The 23695-nt window shown below is 47.1% G+C and carries 21 protein-coding genes, 1 other RNA gene and 1 other annotated feature; of the genes, 18 read left to right on the top strand and 4 right to left on the bottom strand.

Features of this window, described 5'->3' with window-relative positions:
• Window positions 1-205: 205 nt before the first annotated feature.
• The 6 genes from citG (at window position 206) to AWM72_RS00810 (ending at window position 5348) form a co-directional block, all read left to right on the top strand.
• Window positions 206-1906: a triphosphoribosyl-dephospho-CoA synthase CitG gene (gene citG, locus AWM72_RS00835; RefSeq protein ID WP_067971799.1), complete on the top strand. Its 1701-nt coding sequence runs from the start codon at window positions 206-208 to the stop codon at window positions 1904-1906.
• A 56-nt stretch (window positions 1907-1962) separates the two neighbouring features.
• Window positions 1963-2034, top strand: a sequence feature (ribosomal protein L21 leader region).
• A gap of 14 nt (window positions 2035-2048) precedes the next feature.
• On the top strand, window positions 2049-2357 hold the full coding sequence (gene rplU, locus AWM72_RS00830) for a 50S ribosomal protein L21 (protein ID WP_067971788.1): 309 nt from the start codon (window positions 2049-2051) through the stop codon (window positions 2355-2357).
• A gap of 2 nt (window positions 2358-2359) precedes the next feature.
• Window positions 2360-2695, top strand: coding sequence for a ribosomal-processing cysteine protease Prp (locus tag AWM72_RS00825; RefSeq protein ID WP_067971786.1), 336 nt, complete (start codon window positions 2360-2362; stop codon window positions 2693-2695).
• Window positions 2696-2717: 22 nt separating this feature from the next.
• The gene (gene rpmA, locus AWM72_RS00820; protein WP_067971784.1) at window positions 2718-3002 is read left to right on the top strand and encodes a 50S ribosomal protein L27; all 285 of its coding nucleotides are present in this window, start codon (window positions 2718-2720) and stop codon (window positions 3000-3002) included.
• 74 nt (window positions 3003-3076) lie between these two features.
• A complete protein-coding gene (locus tag AWM72_RS00815) occupies window positions 3077-4102 on the top strand; it encodes a class I SAM-dependent methyltransferase (protein WP_067971781.1) in 1026 nt (341 codons plus the stop codon).
• Window positions 4103-4160: 58 nt separating this feature from the next.
• Window positions 4161-5348, top strand: a complete 1188-nt coding sequence (locus tag AWM72_RS00810) for an acetate/propionate family kinase (RefSeq protein ID WP_067971778.1) — start codon at window positions 4161-4163, stop codon at window positions 5346-5348.
• Window positions 5349-6026: 678 nt separating this feature from the next.
• Here the strand turns inward: AWM72_RS00810 and AWM72_RS00805 are convergent.
• The 3 genes from AWM72_RS00805 to AWM72_RS00795 form a co-directional block, all read right to left on the bottom strand.
• The gene (locus AWM72_RS00805) at window positions 6027-6494 is read right to left on the bottom strand and encodes a universal stress protein (protein ID WP_067971775.1); all 468 of its coding nucleotides are present in this window, start codon (window positions 6492-6494) and stop codon (window positions 6027-6029) included.
• Window positions 6495-6740: 246 nt separating this feature from the next.
• Window positions 6741-6930, bottom strand: a non-coding RNA gene (gene ssrS, locus AWM72_RS00800) — 6S RNA.
• Window positions 6931-6991: 61 nt separating this feature from the next.
• Complete coding sequence (locus tag AWM72_RS00795; RefSeq protein WP_067971771.1) at window positions 6992-8275, bottom strand: replication-associated recombination protein A; 1284 nt, start codon at window positions 8273-8275, stop codon at window positions 6992-6994.
• A 175-nt stretch (window positions 8276-8450) separates the two neighbouring features.
• Here AWM72_RS00795 and gshAB point away from each other — a divergent pair, with 175 nt between their 5' ends.
• Genes gshAB through AWM72_RS00780 form a run of 3 tightly spaced genes read left to right on the top strand, consistent with a single transcriptional unit; the run spans window position 8451 to window position 12232 of the window.
• Window positions 8451-10730, top strand: a complete 2280-nt coding sequence (gene gshAB / locus AWM72_RS00790; protein ID WP_067971767.1) for a bifunctional glutamate--cysteine ligase GshA/glutathione synthetase GshB — start codon at window positions 8451-8453, stop codon at window positions 10728-10730.
• Between the two features lie 13 nt (window positions 10731-10743).
• Window positions 10744-11874, top strand: coding sequence for a cysteine desulfurase family protein (locus AWM72_RS00785; protein WP_067971765.1), 1131 nt, complete (start codon window positions 10744-10746; stop codon window positions 11872-11874).
• Window positions 11875-11884: 10 nt separating this feature from the next.
• Window positions 11885-12232: a hypothetical protein gene (locus tag AWM72_RS00780; RefSeq protein ID WP_067971762.1), complete on the top strand. Its 348-nt coding sequence runs from the start codon at window positions 11885-11887 to the stop codon at window positions 12230-12232.
• A gap of 95 nt (window positions 12233-12327) precedes the next feature.
• Here the strand turns inward: AWM72_RS00780 and AWM72_RS00775 are convergent, their stop codons facing one another.
• Window positions 12328-12840 carry a TDE2712 family protein gene (locus AWM72_RS00775; RefSeq protein ID WP_455297196.1) on the bottom strand — a complete coding sequence of 171 codons (513 nt, stop codon included), beginning with the start codon at window positions 12838-12840 and terminating at the stop codon, window positions 12328-12330.
• Window positions 12841-13069: 229 nt separating this feature from the next.
• Here AWM72_RS00775 and mnmA point away from each other — a divergent pair, with 229 nt between their 5' ends.
• The 9 genes from mnmA (at window position 13070) to greA (ending at window position 23394) form a co-directional block, all read left to right on the top strand.
• A complete protein-coding gene (gene mnmA, locus AWM72_RS00770; protein WP_067971757.1) occupies window positions 13070-14191 on the top strand; it encodes a tRNA 2-thiouridine(34) synthase MnmA in 1122 nt (373 codons plus the stop codon).
• A gap of 145 nt (window positions 14192-14336) precedes the next feature.
• Window positions 14337-16790 (top strand): SF1B family DNA helicase RecD2, encoded by a 2454-nt coding sequence (gene recD2, locus AWM72_RS00765; protein ID WP_067971754.1) that lies wholly within the window; start codon window positions 14337-14339, stop codon window positions 16788-16790.
• Window positions 16791-17079: 289 nt separating this feature from the next.
• Complete coding sequence (gene alaS / locus AWM72_RS00760) at window positions 17080-19731, top strand: alanine--tRNA ligase (RefSeq protein ID WP_067971751.1); 2652 nt, start codon at window positions 17080-17082, stop codon at window positions 19729-19731.
• Between the two features lie 86 nt (window positions 19732-19817).
• A complete protein-coding gene (locus AWM72_RS00755) occupies window positions 19818-20084 on the top strand; it encodes an IreB family regulatory phosphoprotein (protein ID WP_067971750.1) in 267 nt (88 codons plus the stop codon).
• Window positions 20084-20509: a Holliday junction resolvase RuvX gene (ruvX, locus tag AWM72_RS00750; RefSeq protein WP_067971747.1), complete on the top strand. Its 426-nt coding sequence runs from the start codon at window positions 20084-20086 to the stop codon at window positions 20507-20509. The genes AWM72_RS00755 and ruvX overlap by 1 nt, the downstream gene beginning before the upstream one ends.
• A gap of 6 nt (window positions 20510-20515) precedes the next feature.
• Window positions 20516-20797: a DUF1292 domain-containing protein gene (locus AWM72_RS00745; RefSeq protein ID WP_067971742.1), complete on the top strand. Its 282-nt coding sequence runs from the start codon at window positions 20516-20518 to the stop codon at window positions 20795-20797.
• A 205-nt stretch (window positions 20798-21002) separates the two neighbouring features.
• Complete coding sequence (mltG, locus tag AWM72_RS00735) at window positions 21003-22199, top strand: endolytic transglycosylase MltG (RefSeq protein WP_067971736.1); 1197 nt, start codon at window positions 21003-21005, stop codon at window positions 22197-22199.
• Window positions 22200-22210: 11 nt separating this feature from the next.
• The gene (gene udk / locus AWM72_RS00730; protein ID WP_067971733.1) at window positions 22211-22828 is read left to right on the top strand and encodes a uridine kinase; all 618 of its coding nucleotides are present in this window, start codon (window positions 22211-22213) and stop codon (window positions 22826-22828) included.
• Between the two features lie 83 nt (window positions 22829-22911).
• A complete protein-coding gene (gene greA / locus AWM72_RS00725; protein ID WP_067971731.1) occupies window positions 22912-23394 on the top strand; it encodes a transcription elongation factor GreA in 483 nt (160 codons plus the stop codon).
• Window positions 23395-23695: the final 301 nt, after the last annotated feature.

Raw genomic sequence — 23695 nt, 5'->3', positions numbered from 1 at the left:
ATTAATTTCGCCTAGCAGATGTTTCTGCTAGGTTTTTCATTTATAATATAAGTAGCGTGTGAGGAAAGTTGTAGGTCTGAATTAGTGAAGTAAAGTGATTCAAGACTCTAGTAGGCTAGTCGGCCTTTATGGAGTAGATACTATGGATGATTTAATATATTTAATTTATAAAAAAGTGAAACTAAGCTTTTAGAGAGGTGATAAGATGGCAGAAAAAGACCGCTTGGTCCAGTACTGCCGGACGGAAAGCCAAAAGGGAGGAAAGACACTCAGTCAAATCGTTTACGAAGGGCTTAGGATGGTCATCCTCGACGGGACCATCCCTGTCGGCGAACGGATTAACGAAAAAGTTTATGCCGATTCCCTGAATATTAGCCGGACCCCGATCCGGGAGGCTTTGCGCCGGGCGGAAGAAGAGGGGCTAGTGGAGTATATTCCCCAGCATGGCTATATGGTCAAGAATATTAAGGCCGAAGACGTAGCTGAAATCTATCAATTAAGAAAGAGCTTGGATACAATCGCGACCATTAATGCGGCTAAAAAGATGGGAGACAAAGAATTTAAAGACTTGGAGGGCATCCTTAACCGGGGGGAGGCGGCCTATGAAGGGGCTAGTCTTGAAGGCTTGACTTCTTCTTGGAAGGGATTCAATGAATATATCTATGAGCAGGCTCAGATGCCGCGCTTGCAGAGTATTGTCTCCACCCTTTATGAATACCTCAGCCGTTTCCGTTCTTTGTCCATTAATGACCGGCAGCGGCGGCGGGCTGCCCTGGATGACCACTGGGTAATTTACCATTATATGAAGGAACAGCGTTTCGATAAGCTCCAGGAAGTGATCTATAAGCACCTGGCAACATCTGAAAAACACATCCGCCTAGCTGTGGAGCGCGAAAGCCAACAAAATAATAACTTGGATGTTCCCGAAGAAGAGCTCAGCCTAGCAGAGGACTTCCAGCTTAGTCCTAGCCAAAGTGTAGCCGTTAAATCGAAAGATGAAACCTTACTCCTAGCCCAGCTCGCGGAACAGGGGGTCCTTCGTGAAATCATGGTCTGGCCTAAGCCAGGTCTGGTTGATCCGACCAATAATGGGGCCCATGACGATATGACCCCTAAACTCTTTGTCGAAAGCGCAACGGCTCTCTTTCCTTATTTTATTCAAGCCGCTCAGTTGGGATATAATGACCAGCGTCCCCAACCCCTCTTCCAAGCCCTGCGCCAGGCTGGGGTTGAAGCAGAGAAGGACATGTTCCAGGCAACAGGCGGGGTGAACACGCATAAGGGCATTGTCTTCTCCATGGGTATCTTTTTAGCGGCGACGGCTGCCGTCATGGTGACCCACGGCGATATTGACCTCTTAAAAGGTCCTTGCCCTCAGAGCGATAAGCATCCCAGCCTCCATGCGGAAAAAGAAAAAGTTCTGGAAAGCATTCAAACCATGATCCAGAACATGACCCAGGGCTTAATCACTAAGGACTGGGCCAATCTCGACCAGAAAAGTCAGCTGACCCATGGGGAAAAGATGTACCTGGAATACGGGATCAAAGGTATCCGCGAAGAAGCAGAGAAGGGCTATCCTACTCTCATCATGGCAGGCCTTAACTTCCTCAAAGCCATGCGCCAAAATCATCCGAAAACAGCCGAACACCGGCTCCTCCTCTATCTCATGTCCAGGGTTGAAGACACCAATGTCTTAAAAAGAGGAGGGATTGAAGCCTATCATTGGCTCCAATTGACCAGCCGCCAGCTCCTCGACCAGGACTTGTCCGACCACGACCTAATCAAAGAACTCGACCGTTTCAACCAGGCTTGTATTTACTACAATGTAAGCCCTGGCGGCGCGGCAGACCTATTAGCAGTAGCCCTCTTCCTAGAGAAATTTATGGAGAAAATTATTTTTAAATAAGACTTGACCTCCTCTTTAGGAAATGGTAACATAATAGCGTTGTATTTCTGTGACCACCAGATCTGCAACCGCTCATTGTAAGCTTTCAAGTGCCAAGGCCGCTTACCATGGCGAGTCTAAGTTATTTAAGGAGGTGCGTTACATGTACGCAATTATCAAAACAGGTGGAAAACAAGTTAAAGTTGAAGAAGGCCAAACAATCTACGTTGAAAAATTAGATGTTGAAGCTGGCGAAAAAGTCACTTTTGACCAAGTTGTCTTCGTTGGAGGCGACCAAGTTAAAGTGGGAACTCCTCTCGTTGATGGGGCAAGTGTTGAAGCAACTGTTGAAAAACACGGCCGTCAAAAGAAAGTCACTACTTTCAAATACATCAAGAAGAAAGACTCACGTCGTAAACAAGGTCACCGTCAACCTTACACTAAATTAACCATCAACAGCATCAATGCTTAAGCATGATTAAGGTTCAATTTAAAGAAAATCAAGACAAGCACTTTGTCAGCATGGAAATTTCAGGCCATGCTATGGCCGGTGACTACGGGGAAGACGTTGTCTGTGCGGGGGTTTCAGCTCTGAGCATTGCTTTAGTCAATAACCTTGAACGCATGGCAGGTATCCAAGCCCTGGTCGAATCCGACCCTGAGGCGGGTTATCTCTATGTCGAACTCCCCCGGGAACTGACGGCTGAACAAAGAGCGCTCGTTGATATCCTATTCGAGCAGTGCCAACTGGCCTTGAAGGAGGATATCGCAAGTAATTATCCAGACTATGTCCAATATGTCCAAGGGTAAGTTAATAAAGGAGGAAGCTCACATGTTAAAAATGAATTTACAATTCTTCGCCCACAAAAAAGGTGGCGGCTCAACTGCCAACGGTCGTGATTCAGAAGCTAAACGTTTAGGTGCTAAACGTGCTGATGGTCAAGAAGTAACTGGCGGTTCAATCCTTTACCGTCAACGCGGGACTAAAGTACATCCAGGGATCAATGTAGGTCGCGGTGGCGATGATACTTTATTCGCACTTGTAGACGGCGTTGTTCGTTTCGAACGCAAGGGCAAGAACAAAAAACAAGTTTCTGTGTATCCAGTAGAAGCTTAATTACGAGAAAGAAAATCAGGTCGATTCTACTTTGAATGAAGGGGAATCGACCTTTTTCATTAAGGAGGTTTAACGTGTCGACTGAACACATCCAAGCAGCCTATGACAAACTGAACCAAGCCAACCAAATCATGATGGAAGCCCTCGACTTCTCTTACACGGAGGCCTGGCATGAAAATCTGCAAAATATTGCTAACGGGGTCCTCCAAGTGATCGATGGCCAGCCTGATCCTGAGACTGCTCAAAGGATCCAAACCCTTTATGACCAAGTCGATTGGGATAAGTTCTCTGAGCGCGAACGCCTGCAAGTTCTCCAATTGATCTTCCTAGAAGCTGAGCGCCAGGACCAGCTCCAAGCCAACCACCAGATGACCCCAGCTGGCATTGCCATGCTTTTGACCTATTTCGCGAGCCGTTTGCTCCAAACGAGGGGGCAGTCTAAAGAGACGCCGCTCAAAGTCTTTGACCCAACAGTAGGGACAGGCAACCTGCTCTTGATGGTCCAGAGAGGCCTTGAAGAAGGGGGCTACCAAGTGGCTTCAGTAGGCTATGACAATGACGACTTACTCTTAGCGATTGCTGACCAGTCCTTTAAATTCTTGGACCGGCAAGCCAAGCTCTATTACGGTGATGTCCTCCAGAATTTACTCTTGGAGCCAGTAGACTTGGTAGTGGCTGACTTGCCAGTGGGCTATTACCCTCTCGATGAACAGGCCAAGGCCTTCAAAGCTAATACTATGGACCAGGGGACGCCCCACGCTTATGCCCATTATCTGATGATCGAACAGAGTCTGAAGTATATGCAAGAAGGGGCCTGGGGGATCTTCTTAGTGCCTACCCAGATTCTCCAGGAAGACTATTCTGCTCAATTGGTCCAAGCCATCACCCAGACCGGTTACTTCCAAGCCTTTCTAAACTTGCCAGCGGAACTCTTCCGCCAAGCCAAGGCGCGCAAGTCGGTTCTTATGGTGCAAAAGCAGGGCGCTGCGGCCAAACAAGCTGAAAACGTGCTCATTGGTGATATACCTGACCTAAAAGATCAAGAAAATATGGAGAAATTCATAGACAGTTTTAGCAAGTGGACCCAAGACGTGTTATAATAAAAGTATCGTACCTAGTTGTACCATAATAAAAACTTATGTGAAGAGGAGAAAAAGTATGTCAAAAGTTTTTGCAATTAATGCAGGCTCATCTAGTTTAAAATTCTCAATCTATGAAGTTCCTTCTGAAGAAGCGATTTCATCTGGTATTATCGAACGGATCGGCTTAAAAGATTCGATCGTATCCGTTAAATTCCAAGGGGAAAAGCATGAAGAAACCCTAGATATTGAAGATCATGAAGTTGCGATCAACCACTTACTCAAAAAATTAGAAGAGCTTAAAGTGATTGAAAGCTTTGATGAAATCGCTGGCTCTGGCCACCGGATTGTGGCAGGGGGCGAACACTTTAAAGACTCTGCCTTACTTGATGAAGAAGACATTCAAAAAGTAGAAGAATTGGCTGACTTTGCCCCTCTACATAACCCAGCAGAAGCTAAGGTTATCCGTGCTTTCCAAAAAGTTCTACCTGGCAAACCAACTGTGGGTGTCTTTGATACCTCCTTCCACACCACTATGCCAGAAAAGGCTTATCTCTATTCTGTGCCTTTTGAATACTATGAAAAACACCAAGCCCGTCGCTATGGCGCACACGGTACCTCTCATAAGTATGTGGCAGAACGTGCTGCTGAATTAGAAGGTAAAGACATTAAGGACCTCAAGATCATTACCTGCCATATCGGGAATGGTGGTTCGATTACAGCGGTTGACGGCGGCAAGTCTGTAGATACTTCAATGGGCTTCACCCCTCTAGCTGGGATTACTATGGGGACCCGTTCCGGCGACGTTGATCCTTCCTTACTCCAATACATCATGGAAAAAGAAGGCCTCAGCATGGATGAAATGATTACTATCTTGAATAAGAAGTCTGGCTTATTGGGTATCTCAGGCGTCTCTTCTGATATGCGTGACGTTGAAGCAGCTGCGGCTGAAGGCAATGAACGTGCCCAAGTGGCTTTAGATATCTACTATGACCGTGTTCGTAAATATGTTGGTTCCTACTTAACCGTTCTGGGTGGAGCTGATGTTATTGTCTTCACTGCTGGTGTCGGCGAAAACTCCGCTTCCTTCCGTGAAGAAATTTGTAAAGACATGGAATGGGCTGGTATTAAATTAGATAGCGAACGCAATGATACTCGCGATGAAGCTAAGATTTCAGCTGATGATTCCAAAGTAGCTATCTGGACAATTCCAACTGATGAAGAATTGATGATTGTCCGCGATACCGTACGTCTAGGTAATATCTAGAGTCAATCATTATTAAAAGAAAAGCGTGCTTTCTGGCTCAGCTGAGTCAGAGGCACGCTTTTTTACTTTGAAAAATAAGATTTTGCCTTATTGAAGGCCCTTTCCCAAATTCTGCAGGCGAGCATCCGTTCCGCTTTTGAATTTGATCGTTAAATGTTTAGCGGATCAACACGGCTAAAGCCGTCTTGTACTTTATCCGTAAGTCGCTAAAGCTCCAACGGCTAAAGCATAGCACCGGTTCGGGCCAAGGTCTCTCGCCTAGCGAGCTTCAAAGTTAGAGTGTGACAAAAGTCGGGAGCTCTGAATCACTGGAGCAAAGGCTGGCAGAGCCTTGTTAGAGGCTCTGCCAGCCTTTGTGAAGTGGAGTCAGAGCTGACTTTTGGAGCAGGTTTTGGCTAGTAAAGCTTGCGCCAACTGTCCCTAATTCACATCGCTTGCTCGTTCATGGCTAACGATCAAATTCAAAGCTTCACTCTTGCTCAAAAGCATTTGATATAGAAATAATACCTTAGTTAATTACTAGATATCTATTTTTAAAAGCAAGAGATTTAGTAAATGGACTTTTTAATACATACACTTATTTGCGATTCGATCAAATCATGTTTCGAATTAGATGATATAAAAAGACTGATTCCATTAAAAGAGACAAGCGCTTGGCCTGTCTCTTTTAATCTTATACTATTTGCGATGGTATTCATTGTTTTCCAGGTCGGTCCGGACGATTAGGACGTCGCAAGGGGCATTGCGGATAACGTATTCTGAAACAGAACCGATGAAGAGGCGTTCAACTGCATTCAGCCCAGTGGCCCCGATCATAATCAGATCAATTTCCTTTTCCAAGGCTAGGTCTTTAGCAATTTGAACTTTTGGTGAACCATAGTCAATAATGGTTTCAACTTCCTGGACGCCTTCTTTTTCAGCGTAAGTCTTGTAATCATTGAGAACGCTAGAAGCTTGTTCCACTAATTCATTGGTATAGGCGCCTTCATAGCCGGTTGGGGTTTGGACAGCACGTGTATCAATAATATGAGCGATGACTAGGGCACCGTTATTGCGCTTTGCCACATGGACCGCCTTTTTGAAAGCTAGTTCAGCTTCTTTAGAACCATCAATAGGGGCTAAAATACGTGAATACTCTTGATACATAGTGATCACACTCCTTCTTTACCTCTATTATAACATCTTTTTGAAAAAATTAAATCGATTTCATTGTTGTGAGCTTAAGATTTCACAAGTCTTTTCATAAATGGTAGTTTACTCAATTGATTGGGTAAACATTTGCTTTACTTTTAAGCAAAACTAGTTGGTATATAAAGGTGTCTGATTCAATTTCGAATTATCGAAACAAAATGTCGATAGCTTTATAAAACAGCTAGGTAAAAAATACAAAAAAAGAGCTCCGACAGGTGCCGTGTGCTCTATCTGTATTGAACCCGCTCTCTTAAGTGCAGGTGGGTTTCGCTATCCAGCTTCAGACTTCCCCGTGATGGGGCGTGTCCTCCACTGGAGTTCACGAATCCCTAGATAGTAAAATTTGTTCGGTCAACACATTAAAGGAATAACACGTACACTTCAGAACTCTTCTCTTATAATTTATCATTAGATACTAAAAAATGCAAGCGATTACGCCTGAAAGTTTTAACTTATCCTTTTTTTAATTTTTCTCGGTAGGCTTGCATCTGTCCGAGGGCTTGTTCGTACTTACCGGTTTGACCAGCCTGGTAGTAATGTTTACCTTTGAGGGTATCAGGCAGGTAGTCTTGGGCGACCCAGTGGTTTGGGTAGTCGTGGGGGTAGCGGTAGCCTTGGCCATGGCCGAGGGCTTTAGAGCCTGCATAGTGGCCGTCGCGCAGGTGTTTGGGGACAAGGCCAGCTTTGCCTTGGCGAACATCAGCTAAGGCAGCATCGATAGCCTTGATGGCTGAATTGGACTTGGGGGATAGAGCCAGGTCAATGATGGCATTAGCTAGGGGAATTCGGGCTTCCGGGTAGCCAACTTGAAGGGCGGCATCGACCGCTGCCTGGGTTCTCTGGCAGGCTTCTGGATTGGCTAGACCGATATCTTCGTAAGCCGTAATTAAGAGGCGACGGCAGAGGACTTTTAAGTCGCCCCCTTCCATCAAACGAGCCGCATAGAGGAGGGCAGCATCAACGTCCGACCCGCGAATACTCTTCTGGAAGGCGGAGATGACATCATAGTGCTGGTCGCCATCCGCATCGTGGCTGAAGGACTTCTTCTGGATACAATTCTCGGCCGTTGCGAGGTCAATGATGATCTGGCCCTGGTCGTCTTCAGGGGTTGAGAGAGCCGCCAAGTCCAGGGCATTAAGGGCAGAGCGGATGTCCCCGTTTGAGGCTTGGGCCAGGTGGTCTAGGGCGGCGTCATCGATTTGAATGGCTAACTTGCCGAGCCCTCTTTCCTCATCGGCCAGAGCTTTCTCTAGGCCTTGCTTGATATCAGCCTGGCTGAGGGGTTCGAGCTGGAAGATTTGCGTCCGGCTACGGATGGCTGGGTTAATGCTGATATAGGGGTTTTCGGTCGTCGCACCGATTAGGATAATGCGTCCGTTTTCCAAGTGGGGGAGCAAGAAGTCTTGCTTGGCCTTGTCCAAACGGTGGATTTCGTCTAAGAGCAGGATGATTTGCCCGCTCATTTTAGCTTCGGCAGCGACTTGTTGGAGGTCTTTCTTAGTGTCCGTTGCTGCATTGAGCTGGCGCAGTTGGATATCGAGTGACCCAGCAATGGCCTGGGCCAGGCTGGTCTTACCCGTTCCAGGTGGGCCATAGAGAATCATAGAACTGAGACGGTTGGCTTCCACCATCCGCCGAATAATTTGTTTGGGGCCAATTAAGTGGGCTTGGCCGAGCATATCCTCGATTTTTTGAGGCCGCATCCGATAAGCGAGCGGGGCTTTTGCTTGGGCCATATGATTACCTCCTTTAGTTTATCTTCTTATTCTAATATACTATAAATCAAGACTGAAAGGAATTTACTTACTAAAAATAATTAAATTAAGTTTAAATCTGTGCGAATACCGGATCCCCGTGCTAAAATAGTCATATAGTCTATCTAAATTTATAAAAAGAGAGAAGGAGCTGTGTATGCGTCATTTTCAAGCTTTCCTTAATGCACACCCCGAACTGAAAACCGCCTTCCAGCATGTGTCGCTCGGTATTGAGCGCGAAGGCCACCGTATCAAAACAAATGGAGACTTAGCACGAAGCCCCCATCCATCTGCTGTTGATGGCAGTTCAGATAACAAGTATATCCAAAGAGACTTTGCGGAGTCCCAATTGGAGTTGGTGACTCCTCCTGTTTACTCAGAAGAGGGGGTTTACCATTGGCTTGAGGCCATCCACCAAGTAGCTCTAAGATCATTGGCAGAGGATGAATTGCTCTGGCCTTCCAGCATGCCTCCCGTTTTACCAGAAGATGATGCCATCCATGTGGCTGACCTCGACAAAGTTGAAGATGTGGCTTATCGGGAGTACCTAGTCAAGGCTTATGGCAAGAAGGTGCAGATGATTTCTGGCATTCATTTTAACTTTGGTTTTGACCAAGACCTGTTAGAAATCTTCTACCAGGCCGATGACCAAGGCTATGCCTCTATCAAAGAATTCACAACGGCCTTTTATTTGCGCTTAGCCCGTAATTTCTTGCGCTATGAGTGGCTGATTGTCTATTTATTTGGCGCGACACCGAGCGCCCATGACTCCTTCTATAATCGGGCAGAAGATATTTTCCCCCATCCTATCCGGAGCATCCGCAATTCCCATTTGGGCTATGTTAATAAGAAAGATGTGACCTACACCTACGATAACCTTCCAGACTATGTGGAAGAATTAGAAGCCAATGTTAAGGATGGTCGCCTGATTGCTGAGAAGGAATTCTACTCCAATGTCCGCCTGCGTGGGGCTAAGCAAGCTCGAGGCCTCTTGGAGACAGGGATTAAGTATCTGGAATTCCGCCTCTTTGATATCCAAGCGGAGGAAGCTTACGGGATTGGTCTGGATGACATCCGTTTCATGAAATATTTCATTCTCTACCTAGTATGGGCTGATATGGACTGCCAGATGCCCGACGTTTACCAGGGCTATGAGATGAAGTTAGAGGTTGCAGAAGAAGAAACGCTCCAGCCAACTGCTTACCAGGAAGAAGGACTCAACCTCTTAGAGGGCATGACCGAGATGGTGGAAAGCTTAGGCGTTTCCGACACTCTCAATCCGCTCATTGACAGTATGCGCCAGCGCCTACTGGACCCTAGCCTGACCCCGAGTGGGCGCTTGGTGACAAACAATCCAACCGTCGACACCTGGCTAGCGAATAATTTAGACCATGCCAAGGCCAATAAGGAAGCGGCACTTGCCCATCCTTATCTCTTAGGAGGCTTTGAGGATATGGAATTATCGACTCAGATCCTATTGGCGGATGCGATCCAACAAGGCTTGTGGATTGATATTTTGGACCGGCAAGACCAGTTAATTGCCTTGACCTACCGGGACCATACGGAATATGTCAAGAATGCTAATATTACGGGCAAAGATTCGCTGATCTCTTATTATTTGATGGGCAATAAGGTCGTGACCAAGGACCTGCTCCAGGCGGCCGGTTTTACGGTGCCTAAGAGCCAGACTTTTAACTCACTAGACGCTGCCCAGGCTGCAGCCGGGCTCTTTGTGGACAAGAAAGTAGTCGTCAAACCCAAATCGACGAATATGGGGGTAGGCATCTCCATCTTTAAAGAAGGGGCGAGCCAGGAAGGCCTTAGAGAAGCTTTTGATATTGCTTTTGGCTATGATGATACGGTTCTCGTGGAGGAATTTGCCGAGGGGACTGAATATCGTTTCTTCGTTCTCGATAGCAAGTGTTTAGCCGTATTGCTCCGGGTTCCGGCCTTTGTTAAAGGAGACGGCCAGCACAGTATCCGTGAACTAGTTGATCTCAAGAACCAAGATCCTAAGCGGGGCGAGAACCACCGGACCCCCTTGGAAAAGATCAGCCTAGACCGGTCAGCGGCTTTGGTCTTAGAAGCTTACGGTTATGACTTCGATAGCGTCCCTGAAGCAGATGAAATTGTTCCTTTAAGAGAGAATTCTAATATTTCGACGGGGGGCGATTCCATCGATGTGACGGACGATATGGATCCATCTTATCTGGAACTGGCTAGTCAAATGGCCCAGGCCCTAGACGTTAAGGTGACGGGGCTTGACCTGATGATCAGAGACCGCCATCAAGCGGCCCAGGCAGATAACTATGCCTTAATTGAAGCCAATTATAATCCCATGATGATGATGCATATTTATCCCGCCCAGGGCAAGGGACGACGTATTTCCAAAGACCTACTTGCCTATCTTTTCCCTGAAAAAATATTTAAAGATTAAGGAGGAATCAGAATTGGCTATTTACTTAGATTATGCAGCAACCACCCCTGTCCATCCCGATGTGGTGGCCTGCATGACAGATGCCTTTTTGAATGACTTTGGGAATCCCTCAAGCACTTATCAATTAGGCCGAGACGTCCGCCATAAGATTGAGTCCTGCCGGCGGACGATTGCGGGGACCTTGAACGCCAAGGCGGAGGATATTATCTTTACCTCAAGCGGAACGGAAGCCAATACGACGGCCCTCCTAGAGACTGCTGAGCGCTTACAGTCACAGGGACGTCACATTATCTCAAGCCAGGTGGAGCATTCCAGCGTCTACCAATGCATGCACCGTCTGGAAGACCAAGGTTTTGAAGTGACTTATCTAGATATAGACCAAGATGGGCATATTTCACTGGATGACTTCCAAGCGGCCTTGCGTGAAGATACCATTATTGTATCGATTATGCATGGGAATAATGAATTGGGCAGTCTCCAACCGATTGAAGAGGTCGGGAAGATTTGCCAGGAGCGAGGAATCTTTTTCCACACTGATACGGTACAAACTTATATGAAGGTGCCGATTGATGTGGAAGCCCTCCATATTGACGCCTTGGCTCTTTCGGCGCATAAGATCCATGGGCCCAAGGGAATCGGTTTTCTTTACTATCGAGACAGTAACCAGAACTTCAAGTCTTACCTGCCCGGGGGCGGTCAGGAACATGGCAAGCGGGCCTCTACCGAAAGTTACCCTCTCATTGCTGGCTTGACCAAGGCGGTTGACTTGGCCAAGGATAATATGGCTGAGCGGATGGAAAAATTGCGCTCTCTACGCCAATATTTCCTCGATGGAGCTGAAGCGCGAGGGCTCAATTTCCAAATTAACGGGCCTCAGCAAGCTGAACTGGCGAATATTTTAAATATTTATTGGCCGGGACACCCGAGTGACCAAACTCTGATCAAGTGTGACCTCCAAGATATTTACTTATCAGCTGGGTCTGCTTGTAGTGCGGGGTCTTTAGAGCCTAGCCGCGTCTTGGTCAATTTGTATGGGGAAGAAGATGACCGCATTCGTCAAAGCTTGCGCCTATCTTTTGATCCGCATACCAGCCAGGCTGAGCTTGACCAAGTGCTTGATCGATTAGCTAGTTTTGATTCATAAGGAGGATTCTATGGCTTATCCAAAAACCGCAAAGTTACCAGGGGGAGCTAAAGTTTACCAGCTCCATCCTGACTGTAAAAAATATAGCTTGCGTGACTATCATTTTGTCGAAACAAAATCAGGCAATTTCCAGTATGACCAGGAAGTGAAACCTGATTTCGCCAGTGCCCGTGCCGTGCGCTTGAAGATCACTGTGGATAAAGAACTAACAGGGCTTAAAATGAATGTGACCAATCAAAAAGGCTTGAAGACGGTCAATGTCTTTAAGTCAGATGGCATGGCGGACTTCGTAGAGGCCTTGGACTTTATCTTAGCCGACATGGAAAAATATCAAATCATCCAAGTAGTTTCTGAATAAGTGAGGCTTGGCTGAAGGGGCTGTAAGGCTCCATTATGAAATATAGAAAAATAGAGAGCCTGGAATTGTTGTTCCAGGCTCTCTATTTTTTTATCTTAGTTGAGGATTTCTTTGGCGCAAGCTTGGATAAAGTCTTCAAGGCTTTGGCCTTCGATGAGGGCTTGATCCATGGTCGCCCAATCAATGCCGAGCTTAAAGAAGTTGATGGCTAAGACGTTCTCTTCAATCACGTGGCTAATATCATAAGCTCCGACGAAATTAATGATGAGTTTATTGAAACGGGTATCACAATTAAAGACATCCTTTAATTGGTACACATTTAATTGTTTAACAATGGGGAGCATCATCTCAACGTTACCCGGATCATCGGCGTTAAAGAAGTTAAAGTCATAAAATTCCTTAGCTTTCGGACTGGCTTCTGCTAAAGATTCCTTATTAACGATAGCAGAAAGAACCATCCGGGCAGTTTCTTGGTCGAAGTCTTCCGTATAAATGGCTTCCATCGCGGGATTTGACACAATATCTGAGATGTAGGAATCGCTGCCTTTGTTTCCAGTCGCTACGGTTTGCCATAGAAATTGGAGTAATTCAATTACTTCGTTGTTAATTTTAATGCTCTCTAACCTATAAATGTCATGCCTCCTTTCTATTATCGCGCAGTTTAAACCCTAGGAGAGTTATAACATGAAAGCCCTTATTTGACCATTCTTTTGTTAGGATTGTCCTTCAGAGCAATCTCACTTGAAATTTCCTTGGGGAGGCCGTAGAATAGGGAGATGTTAACACAACACAAATACGACCTTCAATCGTAAATTTATAAAGAAAGATGGTGATGTTGTGTCAGAAGCAAAGAAAGAACGTGTCATTGTCGGCATGTCTGGAGGGGTAGACTCTAGTGTTTCCGCGCTCTTATTGAAAGAAGCGGGCTATGAAGTCATTGGCCTTTTCATGAAGAATTGGGATGAAAAGGATGAGAATGGTGTCTGTACGGCGACTGAAGACTATCAAGATGTAGCCAAGGTTGCTGAACAGATTGGCATTCCTTATTACTCTGTCAATTTTGAGAAAGAGTATTGGGACCGGGTCTTTACTTATTTTTTAGATGAGTATAAGAAGGACCGGACACCTAATCCGGACGTGATGTGCAATAAAGAAATTAAATTTAAGGCCTTCTTAGCCTATGCTGAAGAGTTGGGAGCGGACTATATCGCTATGGGCCACTATGCCCAAGTCCGCCGTGATGAGGATGGCCGTGTCCACCTCCTGAGAGGCCAGGATAATAATAAGGACCAAACCTATTTCTTGAACCAATTGTCTCAAGACCAGTTGCAGAAAGCTCTCTTCCCCATCGGCCACTTGGAGAAGTCGGAAGTCCGTAAAATCGCTGAAGAAAACGACCTAGCCACTGCCCATAAGAAAGATTCCACAGGGGTTTGCTTTATTGGAGAGCGGAATTTCAAGAGCTTTCTCTCCAATTACTTGCCAGCTAAACCCGGCAAGATGCTGACTCTGGATGGCCAGCTAATGGGTGAACATGCCGGGCTTATGTACTATACCATTGGCCAACGTAAGGGTCTAGGCATTGGCGGGACTAGCAAGGGCAATGAGCCTTGGTTCGTTATTGGTAAGAACCAAGCTAAGAATGAACTCTATGTGGGCCAAGGCTTCCACCATCCCATGCTCTATGCGGATTGGCTAGCAGCCAGCGACCTTTCCTTTACCCAGGATGATTGGTCAGAGACGGACTTTGAATGCACAGCTAAAACCCGCTACCGGCAAAAGGACCTGCCTGTCCGTGTCCAAATTCAAGACGATGGAACAGCCAAGGTGACCTTTAAAGAAGCTGCCCGGTCGATTACACCAGGCCAAGCTATTGTCTTTTACCGCGGGGAAGAGTGCTTGGGTGGGGGCACCATCGATGCTGCCTACCAAGGCGATAAGCAACTGCAGTACCAGTAAAGGATTGGATGAGCTCCAGACAGAGATCTGGGGCTTTTTTCTTTGGGAGGGCCTTGTGCTATAATAGGTGGAGTGTTAAAGTTTGAAGGCTCTGCTGATATCTAAGAGTAGAGCGCATAGGAATGGCAATGAAAGGAGGAGGGAGATGAGTCAGACGGAGGATTTAGATTATATAATTGGGGAAATCCAGGCGGTTTTCTTTGAGAATCCGACTAATTATTACAAGGTGATGCAAATTTCTGTAGAAGAAACCAATACCATGTACTCGGAGAAAAAAATTGTCGTGACGGGGAATTTTGTCTCAGTTCAAGAAGGAACGGCCTATCAATTTAATGGTCACTTGGTTGAACATGCCAAGTATGGCCTCCAGTTTCAAGTCCAATCGTTTGAACCGGTTAAAATCACCAGTAAGAATGGCTTGGTTCGCTATTTTTCTTCCTCGCAGTTTCCAGGCATTGGGAAGACCTTGGCCAGCCGGATTGTCGAAGTCCTCGGTAGCCAGGCCATCGATGTGATCCTGGCTGAGCCGGAGCGCTTAAAGGAAGTCAAAGGGCTATCCAAGAAATTGCGGACCATGCTGGTGGAGTTGATCCAAGAAGACCAGGGCAGTCAGCGGGTGATGATGCAGCTCTCCGAATGGGGCTTTTCGTCTAGCCTGGCTGCTCGGATCTATGAGAAATACCGGGACCAAGCCGTGGAAGTGATCGAGGAGAACCCCTATCAATTGGTGCGTGAGATTGAGGGCTTCGGTTTCAAGCGGGCGGACCAGCTAGCGGCTAAGATGGACCTGGCCTATGATAGTCCCAAGCGTTTGGCAGGGGCCTTAAATTATTGCCTCTATGAAATCTGCTACCGGTCCGGCAATACCTATGTGGAAGCGGACCAGCTGGTACAAGTGGCGACAGACCAGGTCAATCTGGGCCTCTACCAGGACCGGGTGCCCGCTCAAGCTGTCCAGGATACTTTAGACCAAATGCTGGAAGAAGGCCTCCTTATCTGCCCTGAAGCTTCGACTCGGGTGGCCCTGCCCCATCTCTTCTTACAGGAGGAGACCATTGCTCGCCGCCTGACGGATATGATTGCCTCTCCGCTCGGTCAGGATTTAGACCAGGAAGCCATTGACCGGGCCATTGACCAGGTTGAGATTGAGTGGAATCTCAAATATGGCCATGCCCAAAAACAAGCCATCAAAGAAGCCCTCCAATCCAAATTCTATGTCCTAACCGGTGGACCTGGGACGGGGAAGACGACGGTCCTTAAGGGGATTGTTGCTGTCTATGCCCGACTTAAAAACCTGTCCTTGGCGGAGGAAGACTATCTGGAGGATAGTTATCCCATCGCTTTAGCCGCGCCAACAGGACGGGCGGCAAAGCGGATGTCTGAAGTAATTGGTCTACCCGCCTCGACTCTCCACCGCCTGCTCGGCCTGACCAAGGATGAATCCGATGAAGGGGTCGAGGGAATCGGGCAGATGTTAGAAGCCGACCTCTTGATTGTCGATGAACTGTCCATGGTGGATACCTGGTTAGCCTACCAGCTCCTTGAGAGCATCCCGCCTTATATGCAGGTCATCTTTGTCGGGGACGAGGACCAGTTGCCATCAGTTGGTCCTGGTCAGGTGCTGGCTGACATCTTGAGGGCTCAGGTCGCGCCAGCCCGAGAGTTGGATGAAATTTTTCGGCAGAGTGATGACTCCTCGATTACCGAATTGGCCCACCAGATCAAGCAGGGCCTGCTCTCGCCAGACCTGACCCGCCAACACGCTGATCGGTCCTTTATCAAGGCCCAGAGCGCGCAAATTGCGGAAATCGTTGCCCAGATCGCCGAACGTGCCGTGGCCAAGGACTATCTTTTGCGCGATGTCCAAGTTCTCGCTCCCATGTACAAGGGTGAGGCAGGAATCGACCACATCAATGAGGTCCTCCAAGAGCGCTTAAACCCCAATCCCGATAACCGACGGCGGGAAGTGGTCTACTTTGAGAAGATATTCCGGGTAGGGGACAAGGTGCTCCAGCTGCAAAACCAGGCTGAAAAGAATGTCTTTAATGGGGATATGGGGGAAATTGTGGCCATCTTCTTTGCCAAAGAAACCGCATCAAAGGCGGATGAAATCGTGGTAGCCTTCGATGAGGTTGAGGTGACTTATACGCGAACCGACTGGAAGCAGCTGACCCTGGCCTACTGTACCTCTATCCATAAGGCCCAGGGCTCGGAATTCCCTATTGTCATCCTGCCCTTGGTCCACCAGCACCAACGTATGCTCAAGCGCAACCTGGTCTATACAGCTATTACCCGGGCTAAGCAGTCTCTGATTATGTGCGGGGAAGAGGCGGCCTTTGCCCATGCTATCCAGCACCAGGGCGCTAGCCGGCAGACCCAGCTCTATGATTTCCTATTGATTCGTGCCGGTAAAGAGTCTCCGGCGAGTCAGAAGGAAGCAATAGAATCTGAACACAAACAGCCCCCTAGAGAAGCAGCCTCAAAAGCCGAGGCCCCCGATCTTGACCAGGGCCCTAAGCGACTGACCCCAGACTTGGTAGCTAGCCAGGCCATTGACCCGATGATTGGGATGGATGGGTTAAGTCCCTATGATTTCTAGAAGAATGGGCCCGCGACTTGACAGCATGACCTAAGACGCATTATAATCAGTATGATTTGAAATCTAGAGAAGAATTTATCCATGAGACTTCTAGCGAGAACGGATAGTGCAAGCGTTCACTCCTCAATGGACGCTCTCTTCTTAAAATCGCAGATGAAAATTTGCCGCGCTCGCGTTAACAAGCTAATGAAGTGGTAATATCAAAGACGGTGATATTACAATAAAGGTGGTACCGCGTTTCAAGCGCCCTTTATTGTAATAGCACCGTTATTTTTTTTAGGAGGATATGATGAAACAATTAACTAGTGCAGACATTCGGCAATTATTCTTAGATTTCTGGGAAAGCAAGTCCCACGATATCTATCCCAGCGCTTCGCTGGTTCCCCAAGATGATCCGACCCTCTTATGGATCAACTCAGGGGTAGCCGCCCTGAAACATTATTTGGACGGGTCAGAAAAACCTAAAAATCCAAAGATTGCCAATGCCCAAAAATGTATCCGGACCAATGACATTGAGAATGTCGGGGTAACTGCCCGCCACCAAACCTTCTTTGAAATGTTAGGGAACTGGTCAATTGGGGACTATTTCAAGGAAGAAATGCTCCCTTGGGCCTGGGAATTCCTTACCGATGAGAAATGGTTGGGACTAGACAAAGACCGCCTCTACATGACCTATCATCCAGACGATGAAGAGAGTTTAAATATCTGGCGTAAAACCACCCAACTGAGTGAAGACCACTTTGTTCCCGTAGAAGATAACTTCTGGGACTTAGGCGCAGGCCCCTGTGGACCAGATACGGAAATCTTTTTTGACCGGGGTCAAGCTTTCCAAGATTTAGCGGACGACGATCCTGAAATGTATCCAGGGGGCGAAAATGAACGCTATCTCGAAATTTGGAATGTGGTTTTCTCTCAATTCAACCACATGCCTGACGGAAGCTACCAACCCCTCGAACAGAAGAACATTGATACCGGCATGGGGTTAGAACGGATCACCAGCGTCATCCAAAATACGGAAACTAACTTTGAAACCGACCTCTTCGTACCGATTATTAAGGCCATTGAACCGCTGACTGACGGCCACCATTACGGAGAAAACAAAGAAATTAATACGGCTTTCAAAGTGATCGCTGACCATGTCCGGGCGGTAAGCTTTGCCATCGGTGACGGGGCCTTACCTTCCAATGAAGGTCGGGGCTATATCCTCCGCCGTTTAATCCGCCGCAGCGTGATGTACGCTAAACAACTTGGGATTAAGGAAGCCTTCTTGGCCCAATTGGTTCCCGTTGTGGCTGAAGTGATGGGGAGCCACTATCCAAATATTGGCCAACAGGCAGACTTCATCGAAAGCATCATCAGCCAGGAAGAAAAACGCTTCCAAGAAACCATTGAAGAAGGCCAAGCCATCCTCGATGACATGATTCAGGCCCTCAAAGAAAATCATCAAACGGTCCTTTCCGGCCAAGATGCCTTTAAGCTCTATGATACTTACGGCTATCCACTGGAACTGACCGAAGAGCTCTTGGAAAAAGAAGGCCTTGGCATTGATGAGCAAGGTTTCAATGACGAAATGCAAGCCCAACGTGAACGAGCTCGGGCTGCCCGCAAACAAATGGGGGGCTTGGCTGTCCAATCGACCGTCCTTTCTGAGCTCGACGTGCCGAGTCAGTTTACTGGCTACCAAGAAACAGAAAGCCTGGGTCAGATCAATGCGCTAGTTTATGAGGACCAATTGGTGGACCATGTTCCCGCTGATAGCGTCGCCTACTTAGTCGCTGACAAGACACCTTTCTACGGCGAACGTGGGGGCCAGGTCGGGGATACTGGTGTCATTTACAGTCCAGCGGGTGAATTATTGGCCTATGTCACGGATGTCCAACACGCCCCTAATGACCAGAACCTGCATGAAATTGAAACCATTCAGTCCTTGGATCTCAACCAAGAGGTGCGCTTAGTGGTGGACAAGGAGCGTCGCAGCTTGATCCGTAAGAACCATACAGCCACCCACTTGCTCCACCAAGCCTTGAAGGATATCTTAGGTGACCAGGTTAACCAAGCGGGCTCTCTCTTAGACGACCGCTACCTCCGTTTTGACTTTACTTACTTTGGTCACATCGAAGCGGACCAACTTCAAGCTATTGAAGATGAGGTTAACCAAAAAATTTATGATTCGATTCCTGTGAAGACGGTGATTACAGATGCTGATACAGCTAAGGCAGAAGGAGCCATGGCCCTCTTTACCGACAAGTATGACAAGTTGGATGAAGTCCGCATGGTCAAGGTAGCGGACTGGTCGATTGAGCTCTGCGGGGGGACCCATGTGAAGAATACCGCTGAGATCGGCCTCTTCAAGATTACCAGTGAAACAGGTGTCGGCTCTGGTGTGCGCCGGATTGAAGCCCTAACCTCTAAGGCTGCCATCCAATACTTCCAGGGCTTAGAAGACTTATTGGAAGATATTCGCGTGGAAAGCAAGGCCAAGGAAAGAGATGGCATCTTAAATCGGATTAAACAATTAGAAAGCCAAAACAAAGAAATGAGCCAGGAAATTGAATCCCTCCATGCCAAGGCCAATGCCCAAGCAGCCAAGGATATCTTCCAAGATGTAGAAGAAGTAGCTGGTATCCGTCTGATCGCCCAAGAATTACCTAACCGCAACATGGACGACCTACGGAAGATTTCGGACGAATGGAAGCAAAGAACAGACTCCGACCTTCTCGTTCTCGCTACTTCAAACAAGGGCAAGGCTAATCTCTTAGTCGCTGTTAAGGCGGACTTGGTCGACAAGGGCCTCAAAGCAGGCGATATTATTAAGCAAATTGCGCCTAAGATTAACGGGGGTGGTGGCGGCCGTCCAGACATGGCCCAAGCCGGCGGTAAGAACCCAGCGGGGATTCCTGATGCCCTAGCTGAGGTGAAGAAGGTGTTAACCCAAGTTTAAGTTTTGATTACATAGGGGCTAGCTTCTTGTACTTCTGTCAGATTTTGGTTAAAATGATGTTAAAAGATTTGGAGGTGCGATAAGGTATGAGTGTCAAAGATGAAACAGTTCTTTTCAAGTTTGATGAGAATAAAGAAAAAAATGTTCGTGAAACACTGGATATCGTATATGATGCACTTGTAGAAAAAGGCTATGATCCAAGTAGTCAGATTGTAGGCTATCTCTTGTCTGGAGACCCAGCTTACATTCCTCGGCATAACCAGGCCCGCAACCTAATTCGTTATCATGAACGTGACGAGATTATTGAAGAATTAATTCGCAGTTATATGGAAAAGAGTGGGCGCGAGGTCTAATGAAGAGGTATTTAGGATTAGATGTTGGTTCAAGAACTGTGGGGGTCGCTGTTAGCGACCCCCTTGGACTGACTGCCCAAGGTTTAGAGATCATTCAGATTAATGAAGACCAAGAGGAATTTGGCTTAGACCGTTTGGGTGAGTTGATTGACAGCTACCAGGCGTCCAAGGTCGTGATTGGTCTACCCAAAAATATGAATAATTCAGAAGGCCCCCGTGCGGAAGCTTCACGCGCTTATGGCGATAGGGTGAAGCAACACTTTGACCTAGAAGTTGTTTATTTAGACGAGCGTTTGACGACCATGCAGGCTGAACGGATGTTAATTGAAGCAGGGGATGTGAGCCGTAAGAAGCGCAAGCAGGTGATCGATAAGCTTGCTGCAGTTCTTATCTTACAGACCTACTTAGACCAAGAAAGAGCGTGAGAAATAATGGCCAGTGAAGAAAATAAAGAATTAATTACCATTTATGATGAAGAGGGCAATGAGAGCCTCTATGAGATTCTATTTACTTTCGAATCAGATGATTTTGGTAAATCCTATGTCCTGCTCTATCCAGCAGGTTTAGGGGACAGCGATGATATTGAAATTCAAGCTTTCTCTTACCAAGAGAGTGACGATGAATTGAATGGCAGTCTCTATCCTATCGAAAGTGATGAAGAGTGGAACATGGTAGAGGAAGTTTTAAATACCTTTATATCTGATGAATTGTAATTGACTGCAAGGCTCCTGGCCCCGCTAAGGATTGTGGCAAATAGGGGCAGGTTAAAGGATGCAGTTGAAGAAGAGGCTGAGAGATGGCAGCGTCAAGCCAGCCTCTTTTTTTATCATGTGGCAGGCGAGACTCTGCCCAATAATTTGCCTTGTGATTGGCACACTGACACGAATCGACTAGAGAACAGAGAATAGGAGCGTTCACATGAGAAAAAGAACAAGAAGGCAGCCTAGACAAACAGCCGAACAGGAACATTTAGAAGGTCAAGGGCCTAAGCGGAAGTCGGTGACCAACCGTTTAATCACGTCTTTATTCGTTACCTTGATTGTTATCGTCTTGGCTTTTGCGGCTTATATTGGGGTGATGGCATCAACTGGGGGCTTTAAGCCTTCTAAGGATATTGTCATCGAAGTGCCCCAGGGCGCGAGCCAAGCCAGTGTGGCCCAGGAATTAGAGGATAAGCAGGTTATTTTTAATGATGATATTTTCCGCCTCTATCTGCGTTTCAACCCAATTGAAAATCTTCAAGCGGGAACTTATAAAATGCAAACCCATTCTAGTTTCTCCCAAGCAGCTAAAAACTTAGCTGAAGGGGCTAAGGAAATGGAAGCGGGAATTGCGATTCCAGAAGGGACGGATATTGAGTCGATGGCGACCATTATCGAGCAGAATACGCCTTTCTCAGCCCAAGACTTCATGGCGCTTGTGACCAGTCCAGATTATTTCCAAAAGCTCCTAGCCACTTATCCGGAGCTTCTGGCCGATGTGAGCCAAAATAACGATGTCCGTTATAAATTAGAAGGCTATCTCTTCCCGGCAACCTACCAGTTGCGGGAGGGCCAAGACCTCGAAGCTTTTGTAACCCAGATGGTGGATGAAACGAATAAGTTTTACCAAAATAACAAGACCACCTTCCAAGCTTCTGACCTATCCGTGAACGAAATCTTCACCCTAGCTTCTCTAGTAGAGGCTGAAGCGTCGACTACGGAGGACCGGGCCATGATCGCAGGGGTCTTCTATAACCGTTTAGCCGACAAGATGCCTATCCAATCGGACATCTCAGTCAATTACGCCTTGGGTGAACACAAGTCTTACGTGACCATCAAGGATACCCAGGTGGATTCCCCTTACAATCTCTACAAGAATCCAGGCTTGGGGCCAGGCCCTTATAATAATCCAGGGGCGGAATCGCTCCAGGCAGTCCTCAATCCTAAAGAAAATGACTACTATTATTTTGTGGCCGACCTGTCAACAGGGGAAGTTTATTATTCCAAGACCTATGAAGACCATCTCAAGCTAGTTGATGAACACGTCAGCGAAGAGGACGCCAAGCTAGCCCAACCTAAGGCCAGTCAATCCACTGGCCAAAGTCAAACACAAGCAACAAGTTCAAGTAATTAAGAGGAGACAATATGACAGAACAAATCGTTATCGGCGTGACCGGGGGAACCGGGAGTGGGAAGACAACCATTACTCAGCGGATTATGGAAGAATTTAAGGATGTATCCATTGTTTACATCCCCCAAGACGCCTATTACAAGGACCAGACCCATCTGACCATGGAAGAGCGTCAGAAGACCAATTATGACCATCCCCTGGCCTTCGATATGGAACTTTTGAAGGAACATATTAGCCAATTAAGCCAGGGTCAAGCTATCGACATGCCAGTCTATGACTTCGCTGAACACAATCGGAGCCAGGAGACGGTCCATGTTGAGCCTAAGAAGATTATTATCCTAGAAGGGATCCTTTCCCTCTATGATCCAGAACTAAGAGATCTCATGACGATCAAGGTATTTGTTGATACTGATGCGGATATCCGAATCATCCGTCGCATCAAGCGTGATATGGCCGAACGGGGGCGTTCCCTAGATTCCGTCATTGACCAATACATGTCTGTCGTTAAACCCATGCACGAAGAATTTATCGAGCCCACGAAACGTTTTGCCGACTTGATTATTCCAGAAGGTGGGTCAAACTACGTGGCCATTGACTTATTACAAACTAAGATAAAAGATATCTTAAAATAAGCCATTCTTATATTGCAATAGGGCCATGAAAGTGGTACCCTATTGCTATTGATTTTTAATTTATATATGAAGGAGTAAGATTCATGGTAGAAGAAAGCTATCCAATGACAATCGAAGGCAAACAGCGCCTTGAAGCTGAATTAGAAGATTTAAAAGTAAATAGACGTCCAGAAGTCGTAAACCGGATCAAGATCGCGCGCTCATATGGGGACCTCTCAGAAAATTCTGAATATGAGGCAGCCAAAGATGAACAAGCCTTCGTGGAAGGGCAAATCGCCAAATTGGAAAAAATGATCCGCTATGCTGAAATCATTAACCCAGATGAATTAGACAGCGATGAAGTTTCAATCGGTCGTAAGGTAACTTTCGTGGAATTGCCAGACGGCGACGAAGAAGCCTATACCATCGTAGGTAAGGCCGAAGCAGACCCACTCTCAGGCAAAATCTCCAACGAATCTCCAATCGCCCAAGCCCTCATCGGCAAAAAAGTCGGCGACCAAGTCAGCTTCGAAACCCCAGGCGGCGAACTCGCCCTCAAAATCACCGCAGTAGAAAAAGCTGAGTAAAAAAGGGTGTGAGACTTGGCGGTTAGCTTTCGTTCACTGGAGCAAGTCACCAGAGCAGTCTGGAAGACTGCGGCGGGGACTTGTGAAGTGATACGAAAGCTGCCAAGACGAACCCGACTACACAGGGTGTGAGGGTGCACGATCAGAAGTGGACCTCTGGAGCAAAAGACTAAAGAAGGCTGAAAGCCTTCGATAGGCTTTTGTGAAGAGGAGCCACTTCTGTGCACCCGAACCCGACTAAAAAGGGTGTGAGACTTGGCGCTCAGACTTGCCTGAAGTCACTTCAAGTCTGCAACTGCGA

The organism is Aerococcus sanguinicola, assembly GCF_001543145.1.
GTDB classification, from domain to species: Bacteria; Bacillota; Bacilli; order Lactobacillales; family Aerococcaceae; genus Aerococcus; species Aerococcus sanguinicola.
Note: the sequence above shows the minus strand (reverse complement) of the source record. Positions and strands in the feature narration are given on the sequence as shown.